An 18,776-nucleotide genomic window follows, 5' to 3' on the forward strand; every position below is an offset into this window, starting at 1 on the left:
CCCGCCGGCGCCGGATCGTGGCGCGGTATGCCGCCCGCCGCGCCGAGCTCAAGCAGATCGCGCGCACCGGCGCGACCGCTGCGGAGCGCGCCGACGCGCGGGCCGCCCTCGCCGCACTCCCGCGGGACGCGTCCCCGACGCGGCTCGTCTCGCGCGACGTCGTCGACGGCCGGCCGCGGGCCGTCTTTGCGAAGTTCGGCCTCTCCCGAGTGCTTTTCCGGCAGATGGCGCACGACGGGCAGCTGCCCGGCATCACGAAGTCCAGCTGGTAGTCGGGCTGGGGCCCGTCCGTTCGCGGGCAGATGCGGTGGCGAGAAGTTTGTAGCGGTGTGGCGCCGGGCGAACTCGCGGGCCGGCGCCACACCGACGCTGTGCGCTCAGCCGGCCAGGGGTGCGGCGATGAGCTGGTCGCGTAGGGCGCGCTTGAGCACCTTGTGGCTCGGACCGAGCGGAAGCAACTCGACGACCTCGACGCGGCGCGGATACTTGTGCTTACCGAGCCGCTGCGAGGCCCACGCGATGAGCTGGTCGGGGTCCGGCGCCGGCACCCCAGGAAGCGGCACGACGACGGCGCAGATCTCCTCGCCGCGCACCGGGTCGGGCAGCCCGACAACCGCGACTTGGCCCACCTGCGGGTGGGTCGCCAGCACCTCCTCGACCTCGCGCGGGTAGACGTTGAACCCGCCGCGGATGATGAGGTCCTTCTTGCGGTCGACGATGCTGATGTAGCCCTCGTCGTCGATCTGCCCGATGTCACCGGTGCGGAACCACCCGTCGACCATCGCGAGCTGCGTGGCCGCCGGGTCGTCGAGGTAGCCGGCGAACACGTTGTGCCCGCGGATGACGATCTCGCCGACCTCACCCCGCGCCAGCAGCTCCACCCGGTCCTCGAGGCCAGCATGGGCGATCTCGACCTCGATGCCCCACAAGGGGTGCCCGATGGTCCCGGCGCGCGGCCCGCGGAACGACTGGTTGACCGTCGCGGTGGGCGAGGTCTCGGACAGGCCGTAGCCCTCGAAGATCGTCGCGTCGAAGAGCGACTCGAAGCGCTCCAGCGCCGCGACGGGTAGCGCGGCCCCACCCGAGACGCAGGTGCGCAGCCGGGGCAGACGTTCGGCACCGGCGGCCGCCTCGCTCAGCGCCAGGTACATGGTCGGTACCCCACAGAAATGTGTGGCGTTCTGCTCGACCATGAGCTCGATCGCCGCGCCCGCGTCGAAGCGCGGCTGGAGCACGAGCGTGGCCCCCATCCGGAAGGTCGCGTTCATCGCGACGGTCTGCCCGAAGGTGTGGAACAGCGGCAGACACCCCATGACGACGTCGTCGCGGCGCAGCTCCAGGCTGTCGATCGCATTCGTCGTCGCGTTGAGCACCAGGTTGAGGTGGGTCAGCAGCGCGCCCTTGGGTCGCCCTGTCGTACCGCTCGTGAAGAAGACGACGGCCGTGTCCTCCGCCTGCCGCGGCACGGCGCCGGGCAGCAGCGGACCGGTCGGGGTGGTGTCCGTCCCGATCTGCAAGGCCGGCACACCGCTGTTCGCGGACGCCGTCTTCGCGACCGGGGCGAGCGATTCGTGGTGCAGCAGGGCGACGGCCCCGGACTGCTGCAGGAGGGCGGCGATCTCGCCGCCGACGAGCAGGGTCGGGATCGGCACGACGACCCCGCCGGCGGCCAGGATGCCGAAGTACCCACGCACGAAGTCGGCGACGTTCGGTGCGAGCAGGGCATACCGATCGCCGTCGGTCGCGCCGCGCTCGCGCAGCGCAGTCGCGCAGGCGAGCGCGTCGCGCCACAGGTCGGCGTAGCTGAAACGCTGGCCGTCCTGGATCAGCGCAATCTTGTCGGGGGTCCGCCGAGCCGGCTCGGCGAGGACGGCGGCGAGACTCAGAGTCGTCATGTCAGGGCTCCTTGGATGCTCGACAGGTGGCACGGGTAGGGGTCAGAGGAAGGCGTTGACGCCGGTGGCGGCGCGGCCGATGAGCAGCTTCTGGATCTGCGACGTGCCTTCGTAGAGGGTCATGACGCGGGCGTCGCGCAGGAACTTCTCGACGGGGTACTCGTCGACGTAGCCGTAACCGCCGAAGACCTGGATGGCCCGGTTCGCCGAGCGCACGGCCGCCTCGGAGGCGAAGTACTTCGCCTTGCTCGCCTCGACGCCGAAGCTCTCGCCCCGGTCGACGAGGTCGGCCGCCCGCCACACGAGCAGCCGCGCGGCGTCGAGCTCCACCGACATCTCGGCGATCATGTCCTGCACCAGCTGGTACGAGGCGATCGGCCGACCGAACTGCTTGCGCTCCGTCGAGTAGGCCACGGCGGCCTCGTAGCAGGCGCGAATGATGCCGACGCAGCCGGCGGCCACCGAGATGCGCCCCTTGTCCAGGGTGCCCATCGCGATCTTGAAGCCCTGGCCCTCGCTACCCAGCAGCGCGTCGGCCGGCACCCGGACGTTCTCCAGCGACAGCTCGGCCGTGGCCTGACCGCGCAGGCCGAGCTTGCCCTTGATGACGGTGGCCTGGAAGCCAGGGGTGTCGCAGGGCACAAGGAACGCCGAGACGCCCTTGGGGCCGGCCTCGCCCGTACGGGCGAAGATGATGGCGACGTCGGCCCACGTGCCGTTGGTGATGAAGATCTTCGACCCGTTGAGCACGTACTCCTCGCCCTCGCGGGTGGCCTTGGTGCGCAGCGCGCCCGCGTCGGAGCCGGTGTCGGGCTCGGTGAGCCCGAAGCAGCCCACCGTGGTGCCGCTGCACAGACCCGGCAGCCAGCGCTCCTTCTGCTCCTGCGTGCCGTGGGCCAGGATCGTCTTGGCCACCAACCCGAGGGAGACCGAGACGATCCCCCGCACGGAGCTGTCGCCGGCCCCGAGCTCCTCGAGTCCCACGCAGTAGGTGAGGAAGTCGCCACCGACTCCCCCGTACTCCTCGGGGACCCCCAGGCCGAGGAAGCCGAGGTCCCCGAGGCGGGGAATGAGCGCGGTGTCGACGGACTCGCGGCGGTCCCACTCGGTGCGGTGGGGCACGATCTGCGCCTCGACGAAGTCCCTGGCCACCTCCTGGAAGGCGAGCCGGTCGTCGGTCAGGGCAAGGTCCATCGAAATCTCCTGCGGTGGGCGCGCCGATGCGCGGCGGTGAACGTGGCGAGATGAGTCGTGCGTCCGCCACTCGCGATCAAGCGGTCAGGCGGTGAGTGGGTCGGGCGGTGAGTGGTCGGGCGGTGGGGTGATCGGACGCAGAGCGCGTCAGATCGCGGATCCGCCGTTGGGGCTGATGATCTGCCCCACGAGGTAGTGCTCGTCGGAGGCGAGGTGGGCCACGGTCGCGGCGTACTCCTCCACGGTGCCGAAGCGACCGGCGGGGCAGCTCTGCCAGAGGCGGTTGCGGCCCTCCTCACCGATGCCGTCGAGGTAGGCGTTGAAGGCCGGGGTCGCGACCCCGCCCGGGGCCAGGGCGTTGACGAAGATGTTCGCCCCCGCCACTTCGTAGGCCACCGAGCGGGTGAACGCGACGACCGCGCCCTTGGTTGCGCTGTAGTGCGGGCTGTGTGCGCTGCGCGCGGAGATGCCGGCGATCGAGGCGACGTTGACGATGCGCCCGTACTGCTGGGGCTCCATGAGGCGCAGCGCCTCCCGGGTGCAGTAGAAGACACCGTGCACGTTGACACCCCAGAAGCGGTGCCACTCGTCGTCTTCGATGCTGCTCGTGATCTCCAGCGAGGTGCGGGCCACGGGCGACTGCATGTAGCCGTAGAGGCGGTTGCGCCGCTCCGTGTCCGCCGGCGAGTTCGGGGTGATCGCAGCGTTGTTGACGAGGGCGTGCACGCTTCCGAAGCGCTGCACAGCGGCGGCGAAGAGCGCGGCCACCTGCGAGCTGTCGGAGACGTCGCAGCGCATCGCCAGGCATTGCGCCCCGACCGCCTCGACCTCTTGGCGAGTCTGCTCGACGGCGTCCTCGCTGATGTCGCAGACGACGACGGAGGCGCCCTCGGCGCCGAGGCGGACGGCGATCGCCCGCCCCAGCCCCGGACCGACGCCGGTCACGACGGCCACCTTGCCGCTCATCCGCCCGGGCGTGACCTGCGGCGCAGCCTGGACGCTCATGACCTGTGCTCCTGACCAGCAGGGCCCTCGTTCGAGACGGCACCGACGGCAACGGCCTCGGCGGTCTCGACGGGCCCGGCGTCGACCGCCACGCTCTCTCGGCTGATGTGCTCCAGAGCCGTTCCCTTGGTGCGCAGCCCGAACACCGCGATGACGATCACGAACGCGACCTGCAGGACGACGATGAGGAAGAAGACGCCGTTGACACCGAAGGCGAGCAGGAGCGTGGCGATAAGCGGAGCCGCAGCGATATTCGCGAGCCGCGCCACGGAGTTCGCCGAGCCGAGACCCGTCGAACGGTAAGCGTTCGGCAGCACCTCACCAGCGAAGGTGTTGGTCGGCGCGACGGCCATCTGCAAGAAGAAGCCGAGCAGGCAGGCGAGGCCGATCAGCATCGCGGTCGAGGAGACGGTGGTCAGGATCATGGCGGTCGCGGCGATGATCGTGCCGAGGGCGACGAGGATGTGCTTGCGCTCGAACCGGTCGATGATCATCGTGGCGACCAGCGGGCCGAGCGCGCTGACGGTGACGATGATCGCCGTGTACAGGGTGATCTCGTGCAGGTCGAAGCCGCGCAGCTTGAGCATCGTCGACACCCAGTAGTTGAAGCCGAAGTAGGTGACGACGCCCAGGGACCACACGACCGAGACGAAGGCGAGACGCCCACCCCAGCCGGCACCCAGCATCGCGAAGAGGCCCTGCCGGCGCTTGGTCGACCCGACCGACATCTTCGGTGCCGGGACGGCCGCCGCAGACTTGATGTCGAGGCCCTCGGCCAGGACGCGGCCCTCCAGCTTGCGCACAATAGCTTCGGCCTCGTCGACGCGACCGACAGATGCCAACCAACGGGGCGACTCCGGGACCAGGTTGCGCAGCGCGAAGAGCAGCACGACGCCCAGGCCACCGATGAGGTAGAGCACGCGCCAGCCCCATTCGATGTGCGGCACGACGCCGTAGCCGACCCACGCGATGATCACGGGGCCAATGCCGCCGATACCGATGGCCCAGGCCAGGGCGCGGCCGCGGAAGGCGGCGGGCATGAGCTCGGTGACCAGCACAATCGCCACGACATTCATGCCCTGGAAGCCCACCGCGGTGAGGAAACGCAGGCCCATGAACATTTCCGGCGCGGTCACCAGGCCGTTGATCATCGAGCCGATGGAGTACGTCGCGACGCAGACGAGCAGCACCGGTCGCCGTCCGAAGCGGTCGGCGAGGCGGCCCGCCATGGCGGCGCCAATCAGGGTGCCGAAGGCCGTGAACGCGGTGATTCGGGCGACATCTTCCAGCGTGTATCCCTCGCGCTCCATCAACGCCGGGGCGGTGAAGGCGAAGGTGTACAGGTCCATGTATTCGAAGAGGAGCGCGATCGCGAGCACGCCGATGAAAAAGCGGTGCCAGCGCGAGAGAGGGAGGCGCTCGAGGCGCGCGGAGATGCCGGCGCCGTGATCGGGCGTTGCCGTAGTAGTCATGACTTGTTTCCTTCGGTGTATTCGGTGAGCTGCTCGGCAAGAATGGCGCGCCCGCTGGAGAGCGCCTCGGAGGCCTGATCGGCGACGATCTGCAAGACGGCCACGATCACCTCACTGTCGACACCGAGTTCGAGGGCGGCGCGGATGTGCCGCGCCGTGCCCGCGTCGTAGCGGTGCGTGATCGAGGCATCGCCGGCGACGCAGAGGAGTTCGATCCACGCAGGGGGCAGGGGACCGTCGCGCCAGATCGGCAGGGAGGTGGCCAAGAACGCCTCCAGCCAGTCGGGTGCGACTTGGGCGATGGAGCGCCAGGCGGGGTTGAACGCGCCGCGCCGCTGCAGACCGTCGGTCACGGGCGTGGGAGCGTGGGCCTGCGCGTGGACCGGGGGGTGACCTTCGCCGTCGAGGATGTCTTGCAGGATCGGCACCCCCTTGGCCATGGCGTGCACACCGATGACGGTGGACAGCTGGATGACCTGCAAAATCTCCTCGCTGGTGGCGCCGGCGTCAAGCGCTTCGCGCACGCAGCGGCGGATGCCTTCCTCGTGCAGGTGGGTAACCGATACCTCGAGCTTGAGACGAACGAGGGCGGCGAGGCGTGGGTCGAGTTGCGTGGGAGTCGGGCCGGTTGGTGCCGGCACCGCGGTCTGGGTGGTGGTCATGGCGGTCCTCTGGAGAGTGAAAGGTCGTGTGGGTTGAGCGACGCCGGGGTGCCGTCGGTCGTGACGGGCACCCCGGCGTCTCGCAGTGATACCGCCGGGTGGCGAAAAGGGGTGGGTCAGCGGGTCGACGCGGCGTGCTCGCGAACCTCGGCGAGGGAGCCCGCGTCCGAGGGCACGACGATCGAGTCGGTGCCGGCGCCCGGCACGATGAAGCCGCGCTGGCCGGGGCGACGGTTCTGCGGCAGACCCAGCTGGGCCAGGGTCTCCTCGACGCTGGAGTAGGTCTCGCCGATGCGGTAGATCTCGCGGGCCTCGGCGCCGGTGGCGACCTCGCGGCCGAACTCATTGGAGAGGCGGACCATCTGCTCGACCTGCTCGACGCTGGTCATGCGCTCGCCCTTGCGGCCCCACAGGTTGTCCTCGATGCCGACGCGGACGTGGAGGCCGAGCGCGATGGCCATCGCGTTCATCGGCAGGCAGGCGCGCATCGCGCTCTCGATGGTCAGCACGGCGCCGTCCGGGGTGCGGCGCGCGAACTCGATGAGGTCCGCCGGGTTGAAGCCGGCCGCGCCGCCGCCGATGGCGACGTAGTTGAGGATGAGCGGGCCGTTGTAGTAGCCCTTGCGGATCAGGCGCTCGACGGACTCGAGCTGGTGCACGTGACCGAGCATGAAGTGCGGCTGGATGCCGGCCGCCTCGAGGCGGGCGAGGTGCTCGAGGTAGAAGCTCGGGCGGGAGTCGGAGACCATCTCGGAGTAGGCCTTGTGGTACTCGGGGCGCTGCAGGATGGTGCCGGCGACGTCGCTCTCGTCGAGCATCTCGGTGATGTTCATCATGCTCGTGCCGACGGCGACCGTGACCTGGTCGGGCTTGGGGTCGAGGTCGGCCAGCATGTGACGGGTGTCGTAGTCGAGCCACTTGGCCTCTTCGCCCTCGCCCTCGGGGGCAAAGGAGATCGAACCGCCGACCTGCAGCACCATCTCGGGGACGGCCTGGCGCAGGCGGGCGAGAAGCTCGTTGAACATCGACAGACGCTTGGAGCCCTTGCCGTCTTCTTCCCGCACGTGCACGTGGAGCAGGGTGGCGCCGGCGTTCCAGCAGTCGACGGCCTTCTGGACCTGCTCGTCCATCGTCACCGCGATGTCGTCGGAGTCGCTCGGCAGCCACTGGGGGCCGTAGGGAGCGACCTGAATGACGAGCTTCTCCTGGTTCTCGGGGTACAGGCTGTCGTCCATGAAGTGCATGGCTTGTTCCTTTCGCTGTTCGGGGTATGCCGACGCCACGAAAAGAACACGATGTGAACCGTGGGGGTGGCGTCGCTGCCATCTCCAGGATGGGGTGGGACCAAGGTCCGATCTTGTGCACTTCGTCGCGACTATTTAGCATTACGTCGCATGACGCCGCTCGTCTCCCCCGGCGAGCCCTCGCTGACGACGATCCCGATCGGCGCTTTGGGAGCGTTGCCGCAGGTTCTCGCCGGGCTCGGCACCGAACCGTGGGCTCTGTTGCGTCCGTTCGGAATCGGCCCACGGTCGTTCGACGAGCCGCTGATGGCGCTGCCCGCCGCGACGCACGGGGCGATCCTGCAGGCCGCGGTCGAGGCCAGCGGGTGCGATCACATCGGTCTGCTGCTGGGGCGCAACGCCACCCTCGGCAACACCGGTCCGCTGCGGTTCGTCATGCTCAATGCACCGACCGTCCGGGCCGCGATCGAGGCGCTCATGGCGTTCGGCCCGATCTGGTACCCCGCGATCGCCCTGACGATGCACCAGGAGGCCGAGTACGCACGCTTCAGTGTGGCGATCCGGCGGGCGTGCGCCGGCGACGATCAGATCCTCACCGGCTATCTGGCCGCGAACGTGCGGATCCTGCAGATCGTGCTGGGGCAGACGTGGCATCCCGTGTCGGTCCGCGTCGCCCATCGCACCCCGGCGTCCGTGGCGCCCTTCCGATCCTTCTTCGGCTGCCCGGTGTACTTCGACCAGGGCGTCAACGAGGTGTGGTTCCCGCGGGAGCTGCTGGGGCAGACGCGGCGCGCCCTCACGGCCGATGTCGAGCTCGATACGTTCCTGCGGACCCAGCTCGCCGAGTTGCGCAGCAAGGACGACTTTGTCGGTCAGGTGCGCGAGACGATCCGCAGCCTGTTGCCGCGCGGGGAGTGCACGGCCGAGCGGGCGGCGGCGCTGTTCCATTTGCACCGCCAGACCCTGCATCGGCATCTGGCGCGGCGCGGCGCGGCACGACGTTCGAGCAGCTGGTGGAGCAGGTGCGCCGCGAGCTGGCCGAGCAGCTGCTCACCTCGACGGAATTGTCCGTCGCCGAGGCCTCCGGCCTGCTCGGCTACGGCAGCCAGAGCAGCTTCACGCGGGCGTTTCGCCGCTGGTTCGGAGCGACGCCGCAGCGTTGGCGGATCGACGCGCGGGAGCGCGCCGCCGCCAACGCTGCGGGAGACGCCTCGGGAGAAGCGCCTGGGTCTAGCGAGTCCGCTCAGGCGGAGACTGCGCCGTAGGTGAGCGGGTCGATCCACTCGTGGTCGCTCAGGCTCGCGCTGAGCCGACCCAGGTGGTGGGTGGCGTCGCCGAAGCCGTGGGTCAACACGAGCATCCGGGCGAGGTAGTGGCCGGCGGAGTACTCCGCGGTCATCGCGATGCCGCCGTGCAGCTGCACCGCCTCCTGCCCGATGTGCCGCGCACTCGTCGCCACCTGCAGCGACGCCCGCGAAGCGGCGTCGAGGATGTCGCGCGCGCCGCCGGCGGCACCCGCGTCGAGCACGAGAGTGGCCCACAGCGCCACGCTGCGCGCGAGTTCGAGCTGCACGTACATGTCCGCCGCGCGAAACTTCAGCGCCTGGAAGGTGCTGAGCGTGACCCCGAACTGCTTGCGGGTCTTGAGGTAGTCGACGGTGATCCACAACGCGCGCTCCATCGCGCCGACCGCCTCGCGGCAGGAGGCGATCTGGGCGTTGGCCAGGGCCAGGGCGATGTCGTCGGTGCGGTCGACGCCGGCCTCCCCGAGCAGCTGCGCGGGAGTGGCCTCGAAGGTGATCGTCGCGGCCCGGCCGCTGTCGGCGGTGACGAACGACTCGCGCGAGCCCGCCACCATGTCGCCCGCGTCCTCGCCGCGAACGACGAACAGCTCGGTGCCGGCGTCGGTCACGGCGCTGACGACGAGCACGTCGGCCCGCGCGCCGACCACGACGGGGCTCTTGACACCGGTCAGGGCCCATCCATCGCCGGTGCGCTCGGCGCGCACCGTGCTGGCCTGGGGCGACCAGCGCGAGCCGGGCTCGGCGTGGGCGAACGCGAAGACGCTGGCGCCCTCGCACAGCCCGGGCAGCAGTTCGCCGCGCTGGGCGTCGGTGCCGACGGCGTCGACGAGCCCGCCGGCGAGCACGACCGCCTCGACGAACGGCTCGGGGGCGATGACCCGGCCGAGCTCTTCGGCGACGAGACCGACCTCGATCGGGCCGGCCTCCATCCCGCCGACGTCCTCGCCGAAGGGCAGCCCGAGCACGCCCATCTCGGCAAGCTGGGTCCAGGCCTTCTCGCTGAAGCCGGGCTCGTCGGCCTGGGCGGCGCGACGCTCCTCGGTCGAGGGGTAGGCGTCGTTCAGGAGGTCGCGCACGGCCTCGCGTAGCGCGCTCTGTTCGGAGTCGAGTTCGAAGTCCATGGTGTCCTCACAGTCCCAGGATCGTGCCGGCAATGATGGTGCGCTGAATCTCGTTGGAGCCGCCGTAGATCGACGCCTTACGCATGTTGAGGTAGCGCGGTGACGCGTGTGCCGCCCACTGCGGCAGGACCCCCGCTTCGCTCCCGCGCGACAGGGCGGCGGGTCCGGCGAGGTCGACGATGAGCTCGGTGACGGCCTGCTGGGTTTCGGTGCCGGTGAGCTTGAGCACCGACGACGCCGGGTGCGGCTTGCCCCGGTCGGAGTTGGCGACGACGCGCAACGCGGTGAGCTCGAGCGCGAGCAGGCGGTTCTCCAGGTCGGCGATGCGGGCCACGATGAGCGGGTCCTCCAGCAGGGAGGTGCCACCGGGCCCGGCCGTGGCCGCGTGCTCCTTGGCGTCGGCCAGGGCCCGCTTGATCGAGGCGACGGGGGCGACGCCCACGCGTTCGTTGCCGAGCAGGAACTTGGCGTACGTCCAGCCCTGGCCCTCCTCGCCCACGAGGTTGTTCGCCGGCACCCGCACCTCGTCGAACCACACCTCGTTGACCTCGACCGAGCCGTCGATGAGCTCGATCGGGCGCACGGTGACCCCGGGCGAGGTCATGTCGATGAGCAGCATCGAGATGCCCATCTGCCGCTTGGGGGCGTGCGGGTCGGTGCGCACGAGCGTGAAGATCCAGTCGCCGTATTGACCCAGCGTCGTCCACGTCTTCTGCCCGGTGACGATGTAGTCGTCGCCGTCGCGCACCGCGGTCGTGCGCAGGGAGGCGAGGTCGGAGCCGGCGTCGGGCTCGGAGAAGCCCTGCGACCACCAGATGTCGAGGTTCGCCGTCGCGGGCAGGAAGCGCTCCTTGAGCTCCTGGGAGCCGAAGGCGGCGATGACCGGCCCGATCATCGAGGCGTTGAACGACAGCGGCTGCGGCACGTGCGCGAAGCGCAGCTCCTCGAGCCAGATGTGCTTCTGCAGCGGCGTCCAGTCGCGGCCGCCCCACTCGGCTGGCCACGACGGCACCGCGAGGCCGGCGGCGTTGAGGATGCGCTGGGCCGCCACGATGTGGTCGTGGGGCGCCTCCGCACCCTCGACCCCGGCCACGCGGATCTCCTGCGGCACCTGCGTCGTGAAGAACTCGCGCATCTGGGCGCGGAAGGCCGCGTCCTGATCGGACAGGTGAAGTCTCATCGGGTCGCTACTTTCTCGTCGATCGGCTGCTCGTGCGTCCGCTGCTCGGTGACCCGCCGCTGGTGCGGACGGTGCTGGTTGCCGGGCCGCGGGTGATTCGGGTGGCTCGCCTCGGCCGGGTCGGCAACCTGAGCCACGTTCGCGGCCTCGGCCGGGTCGGCGGCGTCAGTGGTGGCGTCCGTGGTGTTGGTGGTGGCATCGTTGCCGCCCGGCACGAGCACACTGACGACCTCCGCGACGCACGCGGGCTTGGCCGAGCCCTCCAGCTCCACCGTCACCCGCGTCACCGCCTGCATCCCCAAGGCGATCGGGGTCAAGGACTGCAGGTCGAAGTGGGCGCGCACTCGCGACCCGACCGGTACCGGAGACGGGTAGCGCACCTTGTCGCTGCCGTAGTTCAGGGCGAGCGCCAGCCCGTCGACGCGGTAGGTCTGCGAGATCATCGCGGGCACCAGCGACAGGGTGAGGTAGCCGTGGGCGACCGTCGTGCCAAAGGGGCCGTGCGCCGCGCGCTCGGGGTCCACGTGGATCCACTGGTGATCGCCGGTGGCCTCCGCGAACTGGTCGACCATGGCCTGGGTCACCTCGACCCACTCGCTGTCGCCGAGGTGCGAGCCGACGGCGGCTGCAAATTCGTCGATACCGTTGAAAACTCTCATCGTTGCACTCCCTTGTGCTGTTGCTTCGTAGCTATTAGGTCTGTGGTGGTTTCGGGCTATTGCGGAGCTGATCGGGCGGTTCAGTCTCGGGGTCCGCCGGCGACGTAGACGACCTGGCCGTTGACGAAGCCGGCCTCCTCGCGGGCGAAGAACGATGCGGTCGCCGCGATGTCCGCGGGGGTGCCGCCGCGTCCGACGGGGATTTTCGCGGCGGCGGCCGCTCGGAAGTCCTCCCACGACATCCCGACGCGGGCGGCGGTGGCTTGGGTCATCTCGGTCTCGATGAAGCCGGGGGCGATGGCGTTGGCGGTGATCCCGAACTTACCGAGCTCGATCGCGAGGGTCTTGGTGAAGCCCTGCATCCCCGCTTTGGCGGCGGCGTAGTTCGCCTGGCCGCGGTTGCCGAGTGCGGACGTGGAGGACAGGTTCACGATGCGCCCCATGCCGGCCTGCGTCATGTAGCTCTGGCAGGCCTTGCTCATGAGGAAGGCGCCGCGCAGGTGCACGTTCATCACGGCATCCCACTCGTCGACCCCCATCCGGAAGAGCAGGTTGTCGCGGGTGATGCCGGCGTTGTTGACGAGCACGACCGGCGGGCCGAGCTCGTCGGCGATGCGGGTCACGGCGGCCTCGACCGCGGCGGGGTCGCTGACGTCGCAGCCGACGGCGAGCGCGCGGCCACCCTCGGCGGTGATGGCGTCGGCGACGGGTCGGCAGGCGGCTTCGTCGAGGTCGAGCACGGCGACGGCCATGCCGTCCTGGGCCAGGCGGGTGGCGACGCCGGCGCCGATGCCGCGAGCGGCTCCGGTGACGATGGCGACGCGCTGGGACGAGTCGTTCACGAGATCTCCTTGGGCTGTAGTGAGGTGGGAAAGAAGGGGTCGCGCTCAGCTGAGGCGTTCGAGGATCATCGCCATGCCCTGGCCACCGCCGACGCACATGGTCTCGAGACCGAACTGCTTGTCGTGGTGCTGCAGGGAGGTGATGAGCGTGGTGGTGATGCGGGCCCCGGTCATGCCGAACGGGTGGCCGATGGCGATGCCGCCACCGTTGACGTTGAGGCGGTCCTCGTCCATGCCGAGCCGGCGCGCCGAGGGGAGCACCTGCGCGGCGAAGGCCTCGTTGATCTCGACGAGGTCGATGTCGGCGATGCTCATGCCGGCCAGGGCGAGCGCGCGGCGGGTCGCCTCGACCGGGCCCAGGCCCATGATCTCCGGCGACAGGCCGGTCAGGCCGGTGGAGACGATCCGCGCGAGGGGGGTCAGGCCGAGCTGCTTGGCCTTGACGTCGCTCATGATGACGACCGCGGCGGCGCCGTCGTTGAGCGGGCAGCAGTTGCCGGCCGTGACCGTGCCGTCGGGCCGGAAGACCGGCTGCAGCTGCGCGACCTTCTCGTAGGTGACGCCGGCGCGGGGGCCGTCGTCGGCGCTGACGACGGTGCCGTCGGGCAGCGTGAGCGGGGTGATGTCCTTGGCCCAGAAGCCGTTCGCGATGGCCTGCTCGGTGAGGTTCTGGCTGCGCACGCCGAAGCGGTCCTGGTCTTCGCGCGTCGTACCGGTGAGCTGGGCGACGTTCTCGGCGGTCTGGCCCATCGTGAGGTAGATGTCGGGCAACTCGCCGGCCTCACGCGGGTCGTTCCACGTGGAACCGCCGGCTGCGAATCGCTGCGAGCGGGCCCGGGCCGCCTCGAAGCGCGGGTTCTTCGTGTCGGGCCCCGAGTCAGGCGCCTTGTCGGCCGAGCCGAAGACCGCCCGGCTGACGGCCTCGACGCCGGCGGAGATCAACACGTCGCCCTCGCCGGCGCGGATCGCGTGCATCGCCATCCGGGTGGTCTGCAGGCTGGAGGCGCAGTAGCGGTTGACCGTCGTGCCGGGCACGTGGTCCATGCCCAGCAGCGTAGAGACGACCTTGGCCATGTTGAAGCCGCCCTCCCCGGCGGGCGAGCCCGTGCCGAGGATGAGGTCGTCGATGTCGGTCGAGTCCAGCGCGGGCACCTTGGCGAGCGCGGCGCGCACCATCTGGGCGGTCATCTCGTCGGCCCGCATCGAGGCCAGCGACCCCTTGACGGCGCGCCCGATCGGCGAGCGGGCGGTGGCTACGATCACTGCTTCCGGCATGTCCAACTCCTAACTAAGCGCTTGCTCATTAATGAGCGCTTGCTTACTCTGACTGATGACAGTAGCGTCCGTCAAGCGATCACCCGAAGTGAGATAGGCGAGGTAGACATGGCTCGAGCCACGGCAGCGGAGGCAACGACCACCTCCTCCGAACGCATCCTCGCCGCCGCGACCAGCGCGTTCGCCGAACTCGGCTTCCGCGGCACGACGACCCGCGATATCGCGGCGCGCGCGGGTATGAGCCCGACCGCGATGTACGTCCATCACCGCTCGAAGGAAGAACTGCTCTACGCCATCTCGCTGGTCGGACACCAGCGGCTCCTGGCCGCCATCCAAGAGGCGTCGGCGCAGGGCGTCACCCCCACGCAGCGGCTCGGCTCGGTAGCCCTGACGTTCGGCGCGTGGCACGCCGAACGTAACGTGCAGGCCAGGGTCGTCAACTACGAGCTGCTGGCGCTGACGCCCGAGCACTACGGCGAGGTGGCGCAGCTGCGCCACGGCATCGACACCGTCTTCCGCTCGATCGTCGCGGCCGGCGTGGCAACCGGCGAGTTCGACGTGGACGACGTGTCGATGGCGTGCGTGTCGCTGGCCTCCCTCGGCGTCGACATCTCACGCTGGTTCCGCAGCGACGGCGAGTGGAGCACCGAGCAGGTCGCCGCGCACTACCGCGACAACGCGCTGCGTATCGTGGGGGCCCGCGGTCAGGCCGGCTCAGCTGCTCGGGAGTGAGCACAGGCGAGCACAGCTCGTCGAACTCTGGGGACGTAGCGGATTCTCAACGTACCCAGCATGGTGCTCCCGGACTGGACACACTTTTGACCAGCGCAAACGCGCCAGGCCTCTCGGCCGGGCGCGCCCGAGTACGTCAAGAAGTCGCTACGTCGCGCGAGCCGCCCCGCGGCCGAGGTCGCTACGGGGCAGTGCCGGCGCCGGGTTGGGGCGGGGGCGGCTGCTCTCGGCGCAGGCGTTGCGACCAGCGATAGGCGATCTCGACGACGATGACACCGACGACCCCGAAGATGAGGCCGTCCAGGATCGACTCGGTTGTTACGCGGATCTGGAACAACTGGTTGCCGATCGGCGTGACGAATGCCAGCGAAACGCAGGCCACCATCGCGCCGACCAGGGCGAGCTTCCAGACGGCGTACGGGCGGGCCAGCGCCAGCAACAGCGCGAAGAAGGTCACGAGCAGCGCGACGAGAGCCGAGACGGAGCGCTCCAGCGGGTCCATGTCACCGAAGCTCACGGCGTCGCTGTAGGCGAGGAACGAGACGGCTCCCGCGGCAATACCGGACGGGATCGCCAGGGCCAGCACTCGCTTGAGGAACCCCGGCTGGTAGCGCTGCGCGTTGGGGGCCAACGCCAGAATCATCGCCGGGATCCCGATGGCGAACGTCGACAGCAGCGTCAACTGGCGCGGCAGGAACGGGAACGACAGCCCGACCACCGTGGTGGCGACGATGATGACCGCGCTCATGACGTTCTTCGTGACGAACAGGTTGGCCACGCGCTCGACGTTGGCGATGACCCGGCGGCCCTCGGCGAGGATGGCCGGCATGTTGGAGAACCGGCCGTCGAGCAGCACGATCTGAGCGACGGCCTTGGTGGCCGGGGCGGCATTGCCCATCGCGATGCCGATGTCGGCATCCTTGAGGGCCAGAACGTCGTTGACTCCGTCGCCGGTCATCGCGACGACGTGCCCCTGCTCCTGCAGGCTCTTGACGATCGCCTGCTTCTGATCCGGGGTGACCCGCCCGAACACCGTTGTGTCCTCGACGATCTGACGCAGCTTCTCCGGGTCGTCGGTGGGCAGGGTGCGGGCGTCGACGGGAGTGCCCGGGTCGACGTCGAGGCGCCGGACCACGGCGGCGACCGTGTCGGGGTTGTCACCGGAGATCACCTTGACGGTGACCCCCTGCTCCTTGAAGTAGGCCAGCGTCGCGGCCGCGTCGGGTCGCACCTGTTCGGTGAGGACCACCAGGGCGTACGCCGTGAGCCCGCTCGGCCCGGCGGCATCCGGGAGTTCGTCGGCGCGGGCGAGCAGGACGACCCGGTCACCGGTGTCGGCGAGCTCGCGGACCCGGGCGGCGACATCGAGACCTCCTGCACCGCTCGGCTCGCAGTGTGCGATGAGGACGTCCGGAGCACCGAGTACCCAGGTGCCGTGGTCGGCGTACGAGGCTGCGCTCCACTTGCGGGCGCTGTTGAAGGGGATCTCGCCGGTCATCCTCCAGTCGGGGGAGGTGAACGCGGCGGCCAGGGCCTTCGTCGTGCCGTTGGGATTGGGGCCGTGGGCCAGCGCGCCGAGGGCACGTTCGGCCACTGCGACCAGGTCGGGTCGTACCGGCTCAAGGCGGTCGTAGGCGATCTCGCCCTCGGTGAGCGTGCCCGTCTTGTCGAGGCAGATGACGTCGACGCGCGCCAGCCCCTCGACGGCGGGCAGCTCCTGCACGAGTGCCTTGCGGCGGCTGAGCCGAATGGTCGCGGTGACGAAGGCCAGTGTGGTGAGCAGGACGAGGCCCTCGGGGATGAGCCCGACGAGGGCGGCCGCGGCGCGCACGATGATCTCGCGCCACTGCGCGAGGTTCTCACCGTCGGCCCGCCACTGGTTGAAGAAGACGACGGGGATCGCCACGATGACGATCCAGGTCAGCCAGCGCAGCAGGATGTTGATGGAGTGCTGCACGTCGGAGTGGGCGCGGGTGAACTTGCGGGCCTGCGCGGACAGCCGGTTGGCCTGGGTCGCCGCGCCCACGACGTCGGCGCGGAACCAGCCGCGGCCGGCGACGACCACCGTGCCGGAGGCCACCTCGTCGCCGACCGCCTTGGGCATCGGGTCGGATTCGCCGGTCAGGTTCGACTCATCGATCTCCAGGCCCTGATCGCCGATGACCGTGCCGTCGGCCGGCACCTGGTCGCCGGAGCGCAGCTCCACGACGTCGCCCTTGACGACGTCGCCGGTGGGGATCGACTCCGTCACCCCGTCCCGGACCACGTGGATGGTCGGCGCATTGAGCACCGCGAGGGAGTCGAGTTTGCGCTTGGCCGTGAGCTCTTGGGCGATGCCGAAGATGGAGTTGATGAGGGCGGCGACGCCGAAGATGCCATCGAGGAAACGGCCGGTGAGCATGACCATCACCATGAGCATCCCCAGCAGCCCGTTGAAGCGTGTGAAGACGTTGGTCTTGATGATCTCGATGAGCGGGCGGGAGGTGACGTTCTCCACCGCGTTGACCTCGCCGGCGGCGACGCGCTCGGCGACCTGCGCGGCGGTCAGTCCGGGGTCAGGTGGGGACAGGGTGTCGGGCGCCACCGTCGCCACCGGGCCGCCACCTGCTGCGTCACTTCTCACCCCACCAGCGTAGGTCGGCACCTTGAGCCTGTTGTGGGCATCAGCAGGGCCTCGACCAGGTCATTTGACCTGCTCGGCGACCGCTTCGGCGTTGCCACGAAGGCTCCAGCGGGCAGCGCCGCCTGGCGGCTGGGTTAGCGTTCGACTCGTCGGCGCAAACCCTGGCACCAGCCCGCTCGACGCCGACCGCGACCTTCGAGAAGGAGCAGGCCATGACCTTGGCGAATATCAACTTCCCGGTGACCGACCTCGAGGCGGCGAAGAAGGCGTTCGGCGCGCTCTTCGGCGTGGAGCCGCACACGGACACCCCGTACTACGTGGGCTACAACGTCGGCGGGCTGGAGATCGCGCTCAACCCCGGCGGCAGCCGCATGGGCATGACGGGCGCGACCCCGTTCTGGGGCGTCGACGACCTGGAGGCGGCCACCGAGCAGCTCGCCGCCGCCGGCGCGAGCGTCACCATGCCGCCCGGCGACGTGGGCGGCGGCACCCGACTGTCCGTGCTGAACATCGACGGCAACAGCGTCGGCCTCATCGCCAACAACCAGGGCTGATAGCCGCAGGCGCGGCGGCCGCTCGTCTCGGTGGTCACGTACCCGCGCCCGATCGACGGGGCAGTGCCGCCGACTGCGCACCCTGCACAAGGGTGCGTGAGCAGCCGCACCCGACGGCAGGGAGCCGTCGAGCCAGTCAGGCCACCGCGCGACCAGGCGTGATACGTCTGAGCGATGAGTCGCACCTACGTCATCACGGGCGCCCGCGCCGGGATCGGGGCCACTGCGGCCCAGCTGCTGCGCAGGGCGGGGCACTCAGTGATCGGGATCGGGCGCCGCGACTGCGAGGTCGTCGTCGATCTCGGCACGAGCGCGGGTCGACAAGAGGGCGCGCGGGCCGCAGTCGAGGCGGCCGGTGGGCGAATAGATGGGGTCATCGCCTGCGCGGCCAACACGGCGACGAGCGCGACGACGGTCTCCGTCAACTACTTCGGCGCCGTGGAGGTGCTCGAGGCGCTGCGGCCGACGCTGGCGGCCTCGCCAGCTGCGCGCGCCGCGGTGGTCACCTCCGTGTCGGTGGTGCAGCCGTGCCACCCCGAGCTGGTGCTTGCCCTGCGCGCCGGCGACGAGCCGCGGGCCCTGACGATCGCCGCAGCGCTCGATGGCGACCCGGCCGGCCGCGAGCTCGTCGAGCCGTCGACCAAACGCGCGCTGGCGCAGTGGATGCGGGCCCGCGCCGGGTCGCCGGATTGGGCGGGAGCAGGCATCGCCCTGAACGCCGTCGGCCCCGGCGTCACCCTCACCGACGACACCACGCAGCTGCTCGCCACACCGGGAGCCGGCGCCTTCGTCGACGCGATGGTGCCGATGCCGCTGAACTACTACGCCCCGCCAGAGGCAGTCGCCGGGCTACTCGTCTGGCTCACGTCAGCCGAGAACACACACGTTTGTGGGCAGAATGTCCTCTGCGACGGCGGCGCCGACGTGTCGACGCGCTGAGAGGACATCTGGAGCTGGGACGACGACCGCGCGGCCACCCACTACGCCCAGATCCGCCACCGCTTCGGTCAGAAC

At 70.0% G+C, this 18,776-nt stretch carries 17 protein-coding genes and 1 pseudogene; 6 read left to right on the forward strand and 12 right to left on the reverse strand.

The window, feature by feature from the left end; all coding sequences use genetic code 11:
- A partial coding sequence (rpsN, locus tag KILIM_RS12830) for a 30S ribosomal protein S14 (RefSeq protein ID WP_006593128.1) occupies positions 1-272 on the forward strand: 272 nt, incomplete at its 5' end.
- Between the two features lie 105 nt (positions 273-377).
- Here rpsN and KILIM_RS12835 read toward each other — a convergent pair.
- The 6 genes from KILIM_RS12835 to KILIM_RS12860 form a co-directional block, all read right to left on the reverse strand.
- Positions 378-1,895 carry a long-chain-fatty-acid--CoA ligase gene (locus KILIM_RS12835; protein WP_006593129.1) on the reverse strand — a complete coding sequence of 506 codons (1,518 nt, stop codon included), beginning with the start codon at positions 1,893-1,895 and terminating at the stop codon, positions 378-380.
- Between the two features lie 42 nt (positions 1,896-1,937).
- Positions 1,938-3,089: an acyl-CoA dehydrogenase family protein gene (locus KILIM_RS12840; protein ID WP_006593130.1), complete on the reverse strand. Its 1,152-nt coding sequence runs from the start codon at positions 3,087-3,089 to the stop codon at positions 1,938-1,940.
- A gap of 147 nt (positions 3,090-3,236) precedes the next feature.
- The gene (locus KILIM_RS12845) at positions 3,237-4,094 is read right to left on the reverse strand and encodes an SDR family NAD(P)-dependent oxidoreductase (RefSeq protein WP_006593131.1); all 858 of its coding nucleotides are present in this window, start codon (positions 4,092-4,094) and stop codon (positions 3,237-3,239) included.
- Entirely contained in the window at positions 4,091-5,566 is a 1,476-nt protein-coding gene (locus KILIM_RS12850) for an MFS transporter (RefSeq protein WP_006593132.1), read from the reverse strand. The genes KILIM_RS12845 and KILIM_RS12850 overlap by 4 nt, the downstream gene beginning before the upstream one ends.
- On the reverse strand, positions 5,563-6,228 hold the full coding sequence (locus KILIM_RS12855; RefSeq protein WP_006593133.1) for a carboxymuconolactone decarboxylase family protein: 666 nt from the start codon (positions 6,226-6,228) through the stop codon (positions 5,563-5,565). Before KILIM_RS12855 ends, KILIM_RS12850 begins: the two co-directional genes overlap by 4 nt.
- A 116-nt stretch (positions 6,229-6,344) precedes the next feature.
- Positions 6,345-7,472, reverse strand: a complete 1,128-nt coding sequence (locus KILIM_RS12860) for a beta-keto acid cleavage family enzyme (RefSeq protein WP_006593134.1) — start codon at positions 7,470-7,472, stop codon at positions 6,345-6,347.
- A 150-nt stretch (positions 7,473-7,622) separates the two neighbouring features.
- Between KILIM_RS12860 and KILIM_RS25465 the strand changes: the two are divergent.
- Positions 7,623-8,243 (forward strand): annotated as a pseudogene (locus KILIM_RS25465) (AraC family transcriptional regulator); the annotation flags it as partial.
- A gap of 251 nt (positions 8,244-8,494) precedes the next feature.
- Positions 8,495-8,737: a helix-turn-helix domain-containing protein gene (locus tag KILIM_RS25470; protein ID WP_373280990.1), complete on the forward strand. Its 243-nt coding sequence runs from the start codon at positions 8,495-8,497 to the stop codon at positions 8,735-8,737.
- On the opposite strand, the gene KILIM_RS12870 is transcribed toward KILIM_RS25470, so the two are convergent.
- The 5 genes from KILIM_RS12870 to KILIM_RS12890 form a co-directional block, all read right to left on the reverse strand.
- Positions 8,716-9,897: an acyl-CoA dehydrogenase family protein gene (locus KILIM_RS12870; protein ID WP_006593136.1), complete on the reverse strand. Its 1,182-nt coding sequence runs from the start codon at positions 9,895-9,897 to the stop codon at positions 8,716-8,718. The genes KILIM_RS25470 and KILIM_RS12870 overlap by 22 nt on opposite strands.
- 7 nt (positions 9,898-9,904) lie before the next feature.
- The gene (locus KILIM_RS12875; protein ID WP_006593137.1) at positions 9,905-11,077 is read right to left on the reverse strand and encodes an acyl-CoA dehydrogenase family protein; all 1,173 of its coding nucleotides are present in this window, start codon (positions 11,075-11,077) and stop codon (positions 9,905-9,907) included.
- Positions 11,074-11,736 (reverse strand): MaoC family dehydratase, encoded by a 663-nt coding sequence (locus tag KILIM_RS12880; RefSeq protein ID WP_006593138.1) that lies wholly within the window; start codon positions 11,734-11,736, stop codon positions 11,074-11,076. Before KILIM_RS12880 ends, KILIM_RS12875 begins: the two co-directional genes overlap by 4 nt.
- 80 nt (positions 11,737-11,816) lie before the next feature.
- A complete protein-coding gene (gene fabG, locus KILIM_RS12885) occupies positions 11,817-12,578 on the reverse strand; it encodes a 3-oxoacyl-ACP reductase FabG (protein WP_006593139.1) in 762 nt (253 codons plus the stop codon).
- A gap of 45 nt (positions 12,579-12,623) precedes the next feature.
- Entirely contained in the window at positions 12,624-13,853 is a 1,230-nt protein-coding gene (locus KILIM_RS12890; RefSeq protein WP_006593140.1) for an acetyl-CoA C-acetyltransferase, read from the reverse strand.
- A 108-nt stretch (positions 13,854-13,961) separates the two neighbouring features.
- Between KILIM_RS12890 and KILIM_RS12895 the strand changes: the two genes are divergently transcribed.
- Positions 13,962-14,585: a TetR/AcrR family transcriptional regulator gene (locus KILIM_RS12895; RefSeq protein WP_006593141.1), complete on the forward strand. Its 624-nt coding sequence runs from the start codon at positions 13,962-13,964 to the stop codon at positions 14,583-14,585.
- A 181-nt stretch (positions 14,586-14,766) separates the two neighbouring features.
- Here KILIM_RS12895 and KILIM_RS12900 read toward each other — a convergent pair whose 3' ends face one another.
- The gene (locus KILIM_RS12900) at positions 14,767-17,208 is read right to left on the reverse strand and encodes an HAD-IC family P-type ATPase (RefSeq protein ID WP_255247649.1); all 2,442 of its coding nucleotides are present in this window, start codon (positions 17,206-17,208) and stop codon (positions 14,767-14,769) included.
- A 212-nt stretch (positions 17,209-17,420) separates the two neighbouring features.
- Between KILIM_RS12900 and KILIM_RS12905 the strand changes: the two genes are divergently transcribed.
- Positions 17,421-17,762, forward strand: coding sequence for a VOC family protein (locus KILIM_RS12905; protein ID WP_006593143.1), 342 nt, complete (start codon positions 17,421-17,423; stop codon positions 17,760-17,762).
- Between the two features lie 174 nt (positions 17,763-17,936).
- Positions 17,937-18,701: an SDR family oxidoreductase gene (locus KILIM_RS12910; RefSeq protein ID WP_006593144.1), complete on the forward strand. Its 765-nt coding sequence runs from the start codon at positions 17,937-17,939 to the stop codon at positions 18,699-18,701.
- Positions 18,702-18,776: the final 75 nt, after the last annotated feature.

The sequence above is a fragment of the Kineosphaera limosa NBRC 100340 genome (genome assembly GCF_000298215.1).
Taxonomy (GTDB): Bacteria; Actinomycetota; Actinomycetes; order Actinomycetales; family Dermatophilaceae; genus Kineosphaera; species Kineosphaera limosa.

Excerpts from the sequence above, each read along its gene's own strand:
- KILIM_RS12835 (WP_006593129.1), bottom strand. The coding sequence starts at position 1,895 with ATGACGACTCTGAGTCTCGCCGCCGTCCTCGCCGAGCCGGCTCGGCGG.
- KILIM_RS12840 (WP_006593130.1), bottom strand. The coding sequence starts at position 3,089 with ATGGACCTTGCCCTGACCGACGACCGGCTCGCCTTCCAGGAGGTGGCC.
- KILIM_RS12845 (WP_006593131.1), bottom strand. The coding sequence starts at position 4,094 with ATGAGCGTCCAGGCTGCGCCGCAGGTCACGCCCGGGCGGATGAGCGGC.
- KILIM_RS12850 (WP_006593132.1), bottom strand. The coding sequence starts at position 5,566 with ATGACTACTACGGCAACGCCCGATCACGGCGCCGGCATCTCCGCGCGC.
- KILIM_RS12855 (WP_006593133.1), bottom strand. The coding sequence starts at position 6,228 with ATGACCACCACCCAGACCGCGGTGCCGGCACCAACCGGCCCGACTCCC.
- KILIM_RS12860 (WP_006593134.1), bottom strand. The coding sequence starts at position 7,472 with ATGCACTTCATGGACGACAGCCTGTACCCCGAGAACCAGGAGAAGCTC.
- KILIM_RS12870 (WP_006593136.1), bottom strand. The coding sequence starts at position 9,897 with ATGGACTTCGAACTCGACTCCGAACAGAGCGCGCTACGCGAGGCCGTG.
- KILIM_RS12875 (WP_006593137.1), bottom strand. The coding sequence starts at position 11,077 with ATGAGACTTCACCTGTCCGATCAGGACGCGGCCTTCCGCGCCCAGATG.
- KILIM_RS12880 (WP_006593138.1), bottom strand. The coding sequence starts at position 11,736 with ATGAGAGTTTTCAACGGTATCGACGAATTTGCAGCCGCCGTCGGCTCG.
- KILIM_RS12890 (WP_006593140.1), bottom strand. The coding sequence starts at position 13,853 with ATGCCGGAAGCAGTGATCGTAGCCACCGCCCGCTCGCCGATCGGGCGC.
- KILIM_RS12895 (WP_006593141.1), top strand. The coding sequence starts at position 13,962 with ATGGCTCGAGCCACGGCAGCGGAGGCAACGACCACCTCCTCCGAACGC.
- KILIM_RS12905 (WP_006593143.1), top strand. The coding sequence starts at position 17,421 with ATGACCTTGGCGAATATCAACTTCCCGGTGACCGACCTCGAGGCGGCG.
- KILIM_RS12910 (WP_006593144.1), top strand. The coding sequence starts at position 17,937 with ATGAGTCGCACCTACGTCATCACGGGCGCCCGCGCCGGGATCGGGGCC.